Source organism: Pseudomonas sp. 22515 (assembly GCF_052044625.1).
Taxonomy (GTDB): domain Bacteria; phylum Pseudomonadota; class Gammaproteobacteria; order Pseudomonadales; family Pseudomonadaceae; genus Aquipseudomonas; species Aquipseudomonas alloputida.
Genome location: NZ_JBQENN010000004.1, coordinates 20,811 through 32,955, shown reverse-complemented (window position 1 = coordinate 32,955; position 12,145 = coordinate 20,811). Strand labels below are relative to the sequence as shown.

Sequence of the window (12,145 nt, the reverse complement as noted above, 5' to 3'; positions counted from 1 at the left end):
GGAGCTTGATGTTGAAGAGGATAGGGTTTTGATCAAAATCGGGGGGTTAAGTGGTTCGTCTAGGAAAACGTTGAGGTCTTGCATGGGCATGTCTCACTGTTCCATCTGTGGGACAAACTAACGCATTTTTGCTGACTTATCAGCTATTGATCACTTCGATAGGATTCTCCCCATCGTGATCGCCCACAGATGCGGTCTTCACTCACAGGAGAGTCCCATGAAACTGTTGCACATCGATTCGAGCATCCTGGGCGACAATTCCGCCTCGCGTCAGCTGAGCCGCGAAGTGGTCGAAGCCTGGAAGGCTGCAGACCCAAGCGTTGAGGTGGTTTACCGCGACCTGGCTGCCGATGCCATTGCCCACTTCTCCGCCGCCACCCTGGTCGCTGCAGGCACCCCTGAAGACGTACGCGACGCAGCCCAGGCTTTCGAAGCCAAGCTGAGCGCCGAGACGCTCGAAGAGTTTCTGGCTGCCGATGCCGTGGTGATTGGCGCGCCAATGTACAACTTCACCGTGCCGACCCAGCTAAAAGCCTGGATTGACCGTGTGGCCGTCGCCGGCAAGACCTTCAGCTACACCGAAGCCGGCCCGCAAGGCCTGTGCGGCAACAAGAAAGTGGTGCTGGTTTCCACTGCGGGTGGCCTGCACGCTGGCCAGCCGACTGGCGCCGGGCATGAAGACTTCCTGAAAGTGTTCCTGGGCTTCATTGGTATTACCGACCTGGAAATTGTCCGGGCCCACGGCCTGGCCTATGGCCCGGAGCAGCGCAGCCAGGCGATCGATGCTGCACAGGCGCAGATTGCCAACGAGCTGTTTGCGGCCGCCTGATCAAGGGAGCGGTGGGTTGCAAGCGTGGCCCTGTCGAGGGACAAGGCCACCCCAACCCGTAGAAGCGTTCAGGCTACCGGAATAAGCGGATCAGCGGCTGCCAAGGCTGCTGCACGGTCAGCCGCTGGCGGATAAATCCACACTGAATTGATCTGGCGCTTCAGCGCTTTGGCTTCGGCCTTGTCCTCCGGTGGCGACACCTCACGATCCCATCCTTCGGTATACACCGCACCCCAAGCCCCCAGGTCCAGGCAGGTCACGTACTTGGGCTGGCTGTAAGCCATCGGTGGCACGCCAATCAGCTCGGCCGCGGCATTGTTGCCTGCGTGGCGCCCCAGCGGAATCGCATGCTGGCACGACATCATTGCAGGGTTGCCAAGCGCGTCACAGGTGGCGTAAGCCACGTCTCCCGCGGCATACACGGCATCATTGCCCTTGACCTTCAGGTTGCCATCGACATGCAAACGGCCGCGGTTGTCGCGCTCGCCGCTGATCTGTTCGGTGAGCGGGTTGGCCTTGAAGCCAACCGTCCAGACCACCGTGCTGGCGTCGATACGCTGGCCGTTGTCCAGCTGCACACCGGCAGGGTCTACCGAAACCACCGTGGCACCGCAAACCCACTCCACGCCCAGGGCCTCGCATGCCTGCTCGATGGCTGGGCGGATGCCGTCACCCAGGGCTGCGCCAATCCTGGCGCCGCGGTCGATTACCACTACGCGCAACGCGGCGTCTTCACCCAGTATCGCGCGCAAGCGGGCCGGCAATTCGGTGGCCGTCTCGATGCCGGTAAAACCGCCCCGGCTACTACCACAGTATTGCGTGCCGGCGTGTTCGGCAGGCTGGCCAGTGACTTCAGGTGGGTTTCCAGGCGTGCGGCGCTGTGGAGCTTGTCGACGTCGAAGGCATGCTCGATGCCGTCCATGTCAGGGCGCTCAAGCTCACTGCCGCAGGCCATGATCAGGCGGTCATAGGGCAGGGTGCAGCGAGTGCCGCTGCGGGTGCGATAGCCCACGCGGCGGGCCGCTTCATCGATGTGGTATGCCGTGCCCTGCACGAAACGGACATTGACAGCGTCGAACAGCGCCTGCAGGGGTGCGGCCAGGGTATGCACGTCTGGCTCATAGAAGCGCGGACGCACATGCAGCTCAGCCTGGGGCGCGAGCAAGGTGACCTCGACGCCCTTGCTGCCGTTGAGGTCAAGCTGGCGGATGGCGCTGAGTGCGCTCCACAGGCCGGCAAAGCCCGCACCAATGATCAGGATCTGCTTCATGGTTGTGCTCCTTTGAAGTTCGGTGGACAAGGTAGACCGTATTGCCGGTCAACGGTGTTACCAGTGCTTGCTGGAGTGCTTCAGAAGGTTGGCGGCGTGATCACCCAGATCACCACGGCATCCACTTCACCGGGGTTGCCGTAGCGGTGGGGTTCCTGGCTCGAGAAGCTGAAGCTGTCGCCTTCACTCAGCTGGAAATGCCGCTCGCCTACCCACAGCTCAAACGTGCCGCTGAGCAGGTAACCGGCTTCTTCGCCGTCGTGGCTGTAGCTTTGCTGGCTGTAGGTACCTGGCGGGAAACGTGAGTGCAGCATCTCCAGCTGGCGGTTGGGCTGGGGGGTGAGCAGTTGATCGACGATGCCATCTTCGTAATGCACGCTCAGGCGGCTGTTACGCCGCACCACATAGCCTTGGTCTTCGGGCGCGGTGGTGGCTTCGCTGGCGAAGAACCACTGGATGGTCACGCCCAGGCTGCGGGCGATATTGAACAGCGCCGGGATCGACGGGTAGGAGAGGTTGCGCTCCAGCTGGCTGATGTAGCCTGCGGTCAGTTCACTGTGTGCGGCCAGCTCCGCCAAGGTCATGCCGCGGCGCTTGCGCAGGCCGCGGATGCGGGTGCCGAGGAACTGCGGCGCGGCGCCCCCGGGTTCGCTGGCGGGGGGCTGGGAGGGTTGGCTCATGCGCGTCGGTCCATCGCAAAAGCCGCAGTATGTACAGCCTCAGAGTGCCCAGGCAACCGTCAGGCCATCGTGAATCGCTTCTTCGGCCGTGCGCGGCGCCAGGCAGTCGCCAATCCGCCGTACGTCCACCACACCTGCCAGTTCAGTGGCCAGGTGGTCTTGCGGTAGATGCCCCATGCACAGCACCAGGGTGTCGATGCCTTCGAAGATCATCGGATCGCCGCTGGCGGTGTGCTGCAAATACACCGTGTTGTCGTCGCTGCCATACAGGCGTGCGTATGGGGTGACAGGGATACCCAGGCGATGTAGCTCGCCGGCCAGTTGGTCACGTACATAAAGCGGCAGGCTCTCGCCGCAATGAGTGCCGTTGACCGCCAACTGGACCTGATGGCCTTCGCGCACCAGGCGTTCGGCGATACCGGGGCCGATCCAGTCACAGCGCCAGTCGATCACCAGCACCGAACGCCCCGGTTTCACCTCATTGCGCAGCACTTGCCAGGCGTCCACTACCTGAAGCTCGCCGGTACGCTCGAACGCCGGCCAGTAGGGGGTGGCGCCGGTAGCGGCAATGACCAGATCAGGGCGCTCACGTTCGACCAGCGCGCGGTCGACCCGGGTGTTGCGCACCACTTCTACACCTGCCAGGGCCATTTCCCGTTGAAGGTTGGTGCTGGCACCCCCGAACTCGCTACGCCGTGGCAGCAGTTGGGCCAGCAGCACCTGTCCACCGAGCTGCGGGCCCGCCTCGTACAGCGTGACCTGGTGCCCGCGCGCGGCGGCCACGGCGGCGGCCTTCATGCCGGCCGGCCCGCCGCCGGCGACCATTATGCGCTTGGGCGAGGAAGTGGGCGTGAGCTGCCCGTACTGCAACTCACGCCCGGTTTCCGGGCGCTGGATGCAGGAAATAGGCAAGCCACGATGGAAATGGCCGATGCATGCCTGGTTGCAGGCGATGCAGGCGCGCACGTCTTCGACCTGGCCGCGTTCGGTCTTGCCTGGCATCGACGGATCGCAGATCAGCGCCCGGGTCATGCCGCACACATCAGCCTGGCCGCGGGCCAGGATCAGCTCGGCTTCCTGGGGCTGGTTGATGCGCCCGGTGACGAACAGGGGGATAGCCAGTTGTTGCTTGAAGGTGCCAGCCTCGCGGGCCAGGTACGCCGGTTCGATGGCCATTGGTGGCACGATATGGACCGCGCCACCCAGCGAGGCCGAGGTACCGGCGACGATATGCAGGTAGTCGAGTTGGCCCTGCAAGGCCACGGCAGCAGCCAGTGACTCGTCTTCACTCAGGCCCTGGCTGTCGCGCTCGTCAGCGCTGATGCGCAGGCCAATGATGAACTGCTCATCGGTGGCGGCGCGCACCGCGGCCAGCACTTCGCGCAAGAACCTCAGGCGCTGATCCAGGTCACCGTTGTAGCCATCACTGCGTATGTTCACCCGGGGGTTGAGAAACTGCGCGGGCAGGTAGCCATGGCTGGCTACCACCTCGACGCCATCCAGGCCGGCCTGGTGCAGGCGGCGTGCGGCGCCGGCATAGCCCTGGACGATTTCGTCGATCATTGCCTGGTCCAGCGCCCGTGGCATCACCCGGAAGCGCTCATTGGGCACCGCAGAGGCCGAGTAGGCTACCGCCAACAGGCCGTCTGCCGATTCCATGATCTCCCGCCCGGGGTGAAACAGTTGCGACAGCACCACGGTGCCATGCGCGTGGCAGGCCTCGGCAAGCTGGCGGTAGCCGTCGATGCAGGCATCGTCCGTGGCCATTAGCACATGCGAGGTGTAGCGGGCACTGTCGTGCACCCCGGCGACCTGCAGCACGATCAGGCCAACGCCGCCGGCAGCGCGGTCGCGCTGGTAGGCGATCAGTTTGTCGTTGACCAGGTTGTCGGTGGGCAGGCAGGTGTCGTGCCCGCTGGACATGATGCGGTTTTTCAAACGTTTGCCGCGAATCTGCAAGGGCTCGAACAGGTGTGGGAAGGCGGTCTGCATACAGGCGGCTCCGGTACGTTGTTGTTATTTTTCTATCAAAGTGTAGCAATAGTAAAAAATCAACTTGTTTTTTTACTGGTGTCTGTCTAGGTTTTCCTCACTCGCATGGCGAGGGTGTGACCTCAAAACAACAAGAAAACGGGCCCGTCGGGCACCGCCAGGAGGAAACAACGATGCAGCTATATCCACGTGTGACCGGCCTTTGTGCAGCCTTGCTGGCCCTTGGCCTGGGCACTGCGCAAGCTGCGCAGCAGATGGTTGTGGTCGGTTATGGCGGCGCGGGCCAGAAGGCCCAGGATGAGGCGATTTTCAAGCCCTTCATTGCCCAGGACGGCAGCCAGCTGATCCAGAGTGAATACAACGGCGAAATGGCGCGGATCCAGGTCATGGCCGACACCGGCAACGTCGATTGGGATGTGGTGCAGATCGAAGGCCCTGACTTGATGCGCGGCTGCGACGAAGGGATCTACGAGCACCTGGACTGGCAGCGCCTGGGCCATGCCGCCGAACTGATCCCGGCAGCCGCACAGGATTGTGGGTCGGCCGCGCTGGTCTGGAGCGTGGCTATTGCCTACGACCGCAGCAAGCTGGCCCAGGCGCCGGCGTCGTGGGCCGACTTCTGGGACGTCGACAAGTACCCTGGCAAGCGCGGCCTGCGCAAGCGTGCGGTGTACAACCTGGAGTTCGCGCTGTTGGCTGACGGGGTCAAGGTCGAAGACGTATACCGGGTATTGTCCACGCCGGCAGGCGTCGAGCGGGCCTTCGCCAAACTCAGCGAACTCAAACCCCATATCCAGTGGTGGGACGCCGGCGCTCAACCCGCGCAATGGCTGGCAGCCGGTGACGTGGTGATGACCTCCACCTACAGCGGAAGAATTGCGGTGGCGGCGCAGCAGGGCAGCCCGTTGGCCGTGGTATGGCCTGGCAGCCTGTACGGTATGGACTATTGGGCGATCATCAAAGGCTCGCGGCATGTCGACCAGGCCAAGCGGCTGATTGCCTATGCCAATCAGCCGGATACCCAGGTGCGGTATGTACAACAGATCCCCTATGGGCCAACCAATACCCAAGCCGCGGCCAGGCTTGACCCGGCGCTGGCCAACTGGGTACCCACTTCGCCACAGAACCTTCAAGGGGCGCTGGCCATGAACGTGGAATTCTGGGTCGATCATGGCGAAGAACTGGAGCAACGCTTCAACGCCTGGGCCAGCAAATAGCGTTCAGTAAAGGGGCAACAAGATGACTTCAACGGAACTAAGCCTGCGTCGGGAGCTGGCTGCCTGCTACCGGCTGATCGCGCACTTTCGCATGAGCGATCTCATCTTCACGCATATCTCCCTGCGCCTGCCTGGGCCGGAGCACCATTTCCTGATCAACCCGTATGGCCTGCTCTTCGAGGAGATCACAGCGTCCAGCCTGGTGAAGATCGACCTGCAGGGGCGGCCGGTGGGGGCTGCCCGTCACCCGGTCAACCCGGCCGGGTTCGTCATTCACAGTGCCATTCACGCTGCCCGCGAGGATGCCCGGTGCGTGCTGCACACCCACACCCGCGCAGGCTGCGCGGTGGCCGCACTGGAATGTGGCCTGCTGCCGGTCAACCAGATGTCCATGGAGTTTTACGGCAATGTGGCTTACCACGCCTACGAGGGCGTCGCGCTGGACATGGATGAACAGCAACGGCTGGTGGCCGACCTGGGCAACAAGCCGGTGATGATGCTGCGCAACCATGGCCTGTTGACCACGGGGCGCAGTGTGGCTGAAGCCTTCTTGCGCATGTACTACCTGGAGAAGGCTTGCGAGATCCAGTTGGCGGCGCAAAGTGCTGGGCAGCTGGTATTGCCGACGACCGAAGTGTGCGTGCGTACCGAACGGCAGTTCAACGCGCCGGGGAGAGGGTTGAAGCAAGGGGAACTGACCGACCCGGATGCGCTGCAATTGGCGTGGGCGGCGTTGTTGCGAATGTTGGAAAAGGTGGCGCCTGGTTATCAGGATTGAACCTGCGCTTGCTGATTTGGCAGTTAGTCGTGCAAACGACAGCGGGCGGACGGAACAGTCACTGTAGTGCAACCATTGCTTTCAACTGTGCTGGTCCCTTCTCAAGGAATACCGTTATGCTGTAACGAAATATGTCTAAAAAGCCTGCAGAAGGAAGTCGCAATGCCACTCAAGGACCTGCTTATCGCCCTGGTGGTGATTGTCGCCTGGGGCGTCAACTTTGTGGTCATCAAGGTTGGCCTCGACGGGCTGCCACCGATGTTGCTGGGGGCATTGCGTTTCTTGCTGGTGGCGTTCCCGGCGATCTTGCTGGTCAGGCGGCCCAAACTGCCGTGGCGCTGGCTGATCGCTTACGGTGCGACCATTTCACTGGGCCAGTTCGCGTTCCTGTTTCAGGCCATGTACAGCGGCATGCCGCCAGGGTTGGCTTCGTTGATCCTGCAGTCGCAAGCCTTCTTCACCCTCGGTTTTGCGGCGTTGTTTCTCGGTGAGCGGCTGCGCCTGGCCAGCGTGCTGGGGCTGCTGGTGGCGGCCGGCGGCCTGGCACTGATCGGCAGCGAAGACGGCGGCCATGTGCCCATGCTGGCGTTGGTGCTGACCCTGTGTGGCGGTGCAATGTGGGGCCTGGGCAACATCATTACCCGGCGGTTCGGCTCGGTCGACCTGGTCGCGTTGGTGATCTGGGGTGGGCTGATCCCACCACTGCCATTCCTGGCACTGTCCTGGTGGCTGGAAGGCCCCGAGCGCATTGGCCATGCCTTGGCCAATATCAGTTGGAGTTCGGTGCTGGCCCTGGCGTATTTGGCCTTTGTGGCCACCATGCTCGGCTACAGCCTGTGGAGCAAGTTGCTGTCGCGTCACCCGGCAGGCAAAGTGGCGCCGTTCTCGCTGCTGGTACCGGTGATTGGCCTGAGTTCGTCGGCGTTGCTACTGGGAGAGCGCCTGACCGCTACGCAGGGCTGGGGCGCATTGTTGGTGATGGCCGGCCTGCTGGTGAATGTATTCGGTGCGCGCATCGGTCAGCGTTTGCGGGCTGCCAACGCGTAAAGCGCTTAAATCCGGCGACCTGCGCTCTGTTAGAATCGGCCTCTTTTTGCCAGGCCAACGGAGCGCATCCATGATCATTTCCACCACCAGCCAGCTCGAAGGCCGCCCGATTGCCGAATACCTGGGCGTGGTCAGTTCCGAATCGGTGCAGGGCATCAACTTCGTGCGCGATTTCTTTACACGGTTTCGCGACTTCTTCGGTGGCCGTTCGCAAACCCTGGAAAGCGCGCTGCGCGAGGCCCGGGAGCAGGCCACTGAAGAACTCAAGGCCCGGGCACGACAGTTGCAAGCCGATGCGGTAGTGGGGGTTGATTTTGAGATCAGCATGCCGTCGGTACAGGGCGGCATGGTCGTGGTATTTGCCACCGGCACGGCAGTACGCCTGAAGTAAAGCCTTTTGCCATTGGTCGGCTGCAGGGTTCTTGTCCGGTCGGTCCGCAAATGACCAGCTAGTCTCACTTTCACAGGCCGCGTTTCCTGGGCAACTTGTCTGGTTGCCGACGCGACCGCCACTGGAGGGAGACAGGGCATGAGCGAATCCTTTTTCGAAGACCTGAACGATGCGTTCCCGATCAACAGCCAGGTGCGTTGCGGCCAGGCGGCATTTCGCCTGGGGTTCGCCCACATGACGCTGGATGATTCCGAACAGCTCCAGCCTGCACATTTGCAGCGCAGCAAAAAAGGCCGCTTCATGCCGCGGGTACCGCTCAAGAAGTGATCCCGCGTCTGCACACGCCCCGCCCAACGGCGGGGTTTTTATTGCTATTCGTTGATCCGCCTCATGGTATTGCCCGGTAGCGCTCGCCGGATGGCCCGGCCTGTGGTTTTCTGACGCGGCATTCCAGCAACGGAGGATTGAATGCTCATGCGAGTCAGGGAAGAAACCTATTGGCAGTGGGCCGACGCACAGTTGCACAGCCGCTGCCACGACGAAGCACTCAGCGACGGCACCACACTGGACGTGCAGGTGCGCTTGTCGCGCCTGGGGGCGACGCAGCTGTTTCTGGGGTTGTACGCCGGGGATGGGCGGGCGTTGCTGGAGGAGTATTACCCTGCGCTGCCGGGCGAGACCATGACCCGTGCGCTGGTGTGGGGTGTCGACCGCGCCCGGGCGATGGCAACAGGCGCTTTGCCTTTGCCGGAAACCCGTCTGCAGCGGCGCCAGGCATGAAAAAGCCCGGCCAATGCGGGCCGGGCTCTGGTAAGGGTGCGAACCCTCAATTCAGCGGTTCGATCACCTTGACTGCCTGCTGCTCACGGGCAGCGGGCCATTCTTGTTGCAGGGTCTGCAGCACGCGGCCAACGAATTCGGTGTCGGCGGCGGCTTTCTTGCCGACGTAGCCTTGGCCACGGCGGTAGACCTTGAAGCGGGCACGCATGCTGGGCAGGTGCTCTTCAAATTCATCTTCGACGGTGTTCGGTGGCAGGCGGTCGAGGCGCACTTCACCGGTTTGGCTAACCCACAGCAAATGGTCGTCAAGGCTGTCCTTGCGCACGGCGAACAGCTGGGCCAATTGGTCGATAGTCGGATTGTTGTTCAAGTTCATCATAAAGCCCCCATTACCCATTCATAGGTGATTTTCACAGTTGGCGCTATCACGGTGTAGCGCACTACCAAGGCTGCTACAGCAGCATCGCAACAGGGGCTTTCTCACGCTGCCTTTTGGACAGTTTCCCTCTCCACGGACGGCCTGCGTTACCGCGCAGGCCGTCTGGAACACCCTTGCCACCGCTCCCGATCGGGGAGACGGCTTCATCATGCCCAAGCGCGATGAACGGCGTCAACCATTTTGTAGTGAATATTTTTGCTCACTACATTCTGTCGTTTTGTCCGACAATCAACGCGAGCGTTATAAGCCGGAAAGGATGTCGAAGGCGGCTTGCACCCGCGCCTGGTTGGGGTAATTCCGATTGGCCAGCAGCACGACTGCCAGCTGTTCTGCCGGCACGAACGCGGCGTACGCGCCGAAGCCGTTGGTGGCGCCGGTCTTGTTGTACCAGGCTGCCGGTAGCGCGGGCAGGGCCGGCTGCAAGCGAGTGGTGGCCTGCGGTTCGCGGATCAGCCGTGGGCTGTTGCCATCGATCAGTGTGCTCAGCGTGACCGGGTAGGGGTAGCGTTCCCAGCCCAGGCCTTGCGTCATGGCGCCAACCTGGAAATAGCCCTGCTGGGTAATGGCGGTGGCTTTCACCAGGGCCGGTGGCAAGCCCTGCGGCTGCATGTGCAACCGCACATAGCGCAGCAGGTCGCTGGCGCTGGTTTTGATGCCGTAGGCCTCATCGGCGTAGGGGCCGGGCCCTACACGCACCGGCTTGTCGTCGGCGTCATACCCTTGGGCATAAAGCCCCTGGGCGCTGGCCGGAACCTGAAGGTAGGTATTTTTCAGGCCCATCTTCGTCAGCAGGCCCTCACTCATCAGCGTGGAAAACGGTTGATGCTGCGCACGGGCGGCCAGGTCACCAAACAAACCCAGGCTGGGGTTGGAGTAGCAGCGCTGGGTGCCGGGTTTGGCGCGAGGTTGCCAGTGGCGGAAGAAATCGACTACCTGCTGCGGTGTTTGCACGGTGTCGGGGAACTGCAGTGGCAGGCAGTCGGCGCTATAGGCGCCCAGTTCCAGCACCGTCGCGTCGCCGATGGGGACGCCGGCCAGTGCCGGGTGATAGCGCTTGGCCGGGGCCTCGAGGTCAAGCTTGACCTCGGCGCTGGCAAGCGCGGCCAGGGTGGCCGTATAGGTCTTGCTCAGCGAACCGATCTCGAACAGCGTATCGCGGCTTACCGGTACGTTGTCGGCCTTGCTGGCCACACCGTAACTGAAGTAATGCGCGTGGTCGCGTGCATAGATGGCCACAGCCATGCCGGTGATGCCTTGTTCCTGCATGAGCGGGCGGATGATCTGGTCGACCTTGGCCTGTAACTGGTCGTCGGCCTGGGCGCTGGCATGGCCCAAAGCAAAGGTAATGGCGGCTGCAAGTGTAGCCAGACGTGGGCGGAGCATGGAGAGTCCTTTTTGTGGAACGTGTCCGTTGAGCGATACCGCTCGGGGTTCCGGCGTTAGCGACGGAGAGCCAAAGACCTTATCGTCTGCCCAGCCACCATGACAAGATGGATACAGTGATGAAGTATTTGCGCATGTTATTTGACAATTTCACCTTGGCCTTGCTCGGTGTGGTACTCATCGCCACCGTGCTGCCTTGCTCGGGCGATGGCGCGGTGTTTTTCGGCTGGCTGACCAACCTGGCCATCGGCCTGTTGTTCTTCCTGCATGGCGCCAAACTGTCCCGTGAAGCCATCATTGCCGGTGCCGGGCACTGGCGCCTGCACCTTCTGGTGTTCTCCTGTACTTTCGTATTGTTCCCACTGCTGGGCCTGGCGTTCAAACCTCTGTTCGTACCGCTGGTGGGTAACGAGCTTTACCTGGGCATCCTGTACCTGTGTGCCTTGCCTGCAACCGTGCAGTCGGCCATTGCCTTTACCTCGCTGGCCCGCGGTAACGTGCCGGCAGCCATCTGCAGCGCAGCGGCCTCCAGCCTGTTGGGTATCTTCCTCACCCCGTTGCTGGTGATGCTGCTGCTGGGGGCCGGTGGTGATACAGGTTCCGGCCTGGATGCGGTGTTGAAGATCACGTTGCAGCTGCTGGTGCCGTTCGTTGCCGGGCAGGTCGCGCGGCGCTGGATCGGCGCCTGGGTCAAGCGCAATGCGCGCTGGCTCAAAGTGGTGGACCAGGGTTCGATCCTGCTGGTGGTGTACACCGCCTTCAGTGAGGCCGTGGTTACCGGGCTGTGGCACACCGTATCGCCGCAGCACCTGGCGGGGCTGTTCGTAGTGTGCGCAATTCTGCTGGCAGTGGTGCTGTTTGGCACCCGCTTGCTTGGCAAGGCGCTGGGCTTCGACCTCGAGGATCGCATCACCATCCTGTTTGCCGGCTCCAAGAAAAGCCTGGCTACGGGTGTGCCCATGGCCCAGGTGTTGTTCGTGGGCAGTGGCATTGGCGCGATGATTCTGCCGCTGATGCTTTTCCACCAGATACAGCTGATGGTGTGTGCTGTGCTGGCGCAGCGTTATGCCAGCCGCGAGCAGGAGGTGGAGGTTTCGGCGTTGTCTTGAGCGCCTTTGCGTTCCCATGAAGATACTGTGTTGGCGGTCAAGCTTTTCTGCGGTGCTCAGCGCTGAAAAGCTTGGTCGTATCAAGGGGTTGATACCCGCGAAGCACGGCGGGCCTGCTGGCCAATTTCTACCCATCGTTCACCGTTGCCGCCGCTACCGTATTCGCGGGTAAACCCGCTCCTACACCTGATCGGGGGGGGACACACATTGGTGATTGGGTGCAGGCCGTC

The 12,145-nt window shown here is 62.3% G+C and carries 12 protein-coding genes and 1 pseudogene; 8 read left to right on the top strand and 5 right to left on the bottom strand.

Annotated features, from left to right (window positions below):
- Positions 1-217: 217 nt before the first annotated feature.
- Complete coding sequence (locus ACTJJN_RS05740) at positions 218-829, top strand: FMN-dependent NADH-azoreductase (protein WP_003253906.1); 612 nt, start codon at positions 218-220, stop codon at positions 827-829.
- Positions 830-897: 68 nt separating this feature from the next.
- Here ACTJJN_RS05740 and ACTJJN_RS05735 read toward each other — a convergent pair.
- The 3 genes and pseudogenes from ACTJJN_RS05735 to ACTJJN_RS05725 all read right to left on the bottom strand — a co-directional run bounded on the left by ACTJJN_RS05735 (position 898) and on the right by ACTJJN_RS05725 (position 4,771).
- A pseudogene (locus ACTJJN_RS05735) lies at positions 898-2,099 on the bottom strand (NAD(P)/FAD-dependent oxidoreductase).
- Between the two features lie 80 nt (positions 2,100-2,179).
- On the bottom strand, positions 2,180-2,779 hold the full coding sequence (locus tag ACTJJN_RS05730; RefSeq protein WP_017147667.1) for a helix-turn-helix domain-containing protein: 600 nt from the start codon (positions 2,777-2,779) through the stop codon (positions 2,180-2,182).
- 39 nt (positions 2,780-2,818) lie between these two features.
- Positions 2,819-4,771 (bottom strand): oxidoreductase, encoded by a 1,953-nt coding sequence (locus tag ACTJJN_RS05725; protein WP_014756420.1) that lies wholly within the window; start codon positions 4,769-4,771, stop codon positions 2,819-2,821.
- A gap of 173 nt (positions 4,772-4,944) precedes the next feature.
- Between ACTJJN_RS05725 and ACTJJN_RS05720 the strand changes: the two genes are divergently transcribed.
- From ACTJJN_RS05720 to ACTJJN_RS05695, 6 genes are all read left to right on the top strand, one after another.
- Positions 4,945-5,988 carry an ABC transporter substrate-binding protein gene (locus tag ACTJJN_RS05720; protein ID WP_017147666.1) on the top strand — a complete coding sequence of 348 codons (1,044 nt, stop codon included), beginning with the start codon at positions 4,945-4,947 and terminating at the stop codon, positions 5,986-5,988.
- A 22-nt stretch (positions 5,989-6,010) separates the two neighbouring features.
- Complete coding sequence (locus ACTJJN_RS05715; RefSeq protein WP_014756422.1) at positions 6,011-6,766, top strand: class II aldolase/adducin family protein; 756 nt, start codon at positions 6,011-6,013, stop codon at positions 6,764-6,766.
- A gap of 162 nt (positions 6,767-6,928) precedes the next feature.
- The gene (locus tag ACTJJN_RS05710; RefSeq protein ID WP_003253899.1) at positions 6,929-7,813 is read left to right on the top strand and encodes an EamA family transporter; all 885 of its coding nucleotides are present in this window, start codon (positions 6,929-6,931) and stop codon (positions 7,811-7,813) included.
- A 70-nt stretch (positions 7,814-7,883) separates the two neighbouring features.
- On the top strand, positions 7,884-8,204 hold the full coding sequence (locus tag ACTJJN_RS05705; protein WP_003253898.1) for a YbjQ family protein: 321 nt from the start codon (positions 7,884-7,886) through the stop codon (positions 8,202-8,204).
- 138 nt (positions 8,205-8,342) lie between these two features.
- On the top strand, positions 8,343-8,531 hold the full coding sequence (locus ACTJJN_RS05700) for a hypothetical protein (protein ID WP_003253897.1): 189 nt from the start codon (positions 8,343-8,345) through the stop codon (positions 8,529-8,531).
- A 141-nt stretch (positions 8,532-8,672) separates the two neighbouring features.
- Positions 8,673-8,984, top strand: a complete 312-nt coding sequence (locus ACTJJN_RS05695) for a hypothetical protein (RefSeq protein WP_010953779.1) — start codon at positions 8,673-8,675, stop codon at positions 8,982-8,984.
- A gap of 46 nt (positions 8,985-9,030) precedes the next feature.
- Here the strand turns inward: ACTJJN_RS05695 and ACTJJN_RS05690 are convergent, their stop codons facing one another.
- Both ACTJJN_RS05690 and ampC read right to left on the bottom strand, forming a co-directional pair.
- On the bottom strand, positions 9,031-9,363 hold the full coding sequence (locus ACTJJN_RS05690) for a hypothetical protein (protein WP_003253895.1): 333 nt from the start codon (positions 9,361-9,363) through the stop codon (positions 9,031-9,033).
- Between the two features lie 300 nt (positions 9,364-9,663).
- Positions 9,664-10,806 carry a class C beta-lactamase gene (gene ampC / locus ACTJJN_RS05685; protein ID WP_440781090.1) on the bottom strand — a complete coding sequence of 381 codons (1,143 nt, stop codon included), beginning with the start codon at positions 10,804-10,806 and terminating at the stop codon, positions 9,664-9,666.
- Between the two features lie 107 nt (positions 10,807-10,913).
- On the opposite strand from ampC, the gene ACTJJN_RS05680 reads away from it, so the two are divergent.
- Positions 10,914-11,915, top strand: coding sequence for a bile acid:sodium symporter family protein (locus ACTJJN_RS05680; RefSeq protein WP_014756426.1), 1,002 nt, complete (start codon positions 10,914-10,916; stop codon positions 11,913-11,915).
- Positions 11,916-12,145: the final 230 nt, after the last annotated feature.

What these genes read in the sequence shown, in the direction of transcription:
- ACTJJN_RS05740 (WP_003253906.1), top strand. Translation starts at nt 218, where the DNA reads ATGAAACTGTTGCACATCGATTCGAGCATCCTGGGCGACAATTCCGCC.
- ACTJJN_RS05730 (WP_017147667.1), bottom strand. Translation starts at nt 2,779, where the DNA reads ATGAGCCAACCCTCCCAGCCCCCCGCCAGCGAACCCGGGGGCGCCGCG.
- ACTJJN_RS05725 (WP_014756420.1), bottom strand. Translation starts at nt 4,771, where the DNA reads ATGCAGACCGCCTTCCCACACCTGTTCGAGCCCTTGCAGATTCGCGGC.
- ACTJJN_RS05720 (WP_017147666.1), top strand. Translation starts at nt 4,945, where the DNA reads ATGCAGCTATATCCACGTGTGACCGGCCTTTGTGCAGCCTTGCTGGCC.
- ACTJJN_RS05715 (WP_014756422.1), top strand. Translation starts at nt 6,011, where the DNA reads ATGACTTCAACGGAACTAAGCCTGCGTCGGGAGCTGGCTGCCTGCTAC.
- ACTJJN_RS05710 (WP_003253899.1), top strand. Translation starts at nt 6,929, where the DNA reads ATGCCACTCAAGGACCTGCTTATCGCCCTGGTGGTGATTGTCGCCTGG.
- ACTJJN_RS05705 (WP_003253898.1), top strand. Translation starts at nt 7,884, where the DNA reads ATGATCATTTCCACCACCAGCCAGCTCGAAGGCCGCCCGATTGCCGAA.
- ACTJJN_RS05700 (WP_003253897.1), top strand. Translation starts at nt 8,343, where the DNA reads ATGAGCGAATCCTTTTTCGAAGACCTGAACGATGCGTTCCCGATCAAC.
- ACTJJN_RS05695 (WP_010953779.1), top strand. Translation starts at nt 8,673, where the DNA reads ATGCTCATGCGAGTCAGGGAAGAAACCTATTGGCAGTGGGCCGACGCA.
- ACTJJN_RS05690 (WP_003253895.1), bottom strand. Translation starts at nt 9,363, where the DNA reads ATGATGAACTTGAACAACAATCCGACTATCGACCAATTGGCCCAGCTG.
- ampC (WP_440781090.1), bottom strand. Translation starts at nt 10,806, where the DNA reads ATGCTCCGCCCACGTCTGGCTACACTTGCAGCCGCCATTACCTTTGCT.
- ACTJJN_RS05680 (WP_014756426.1), top strand. Translation starts at nt 10,914, where the DNA reads ATGGATACAGTGATGAAGTATTTGCGCATGTTATTTGACAATTTCACC.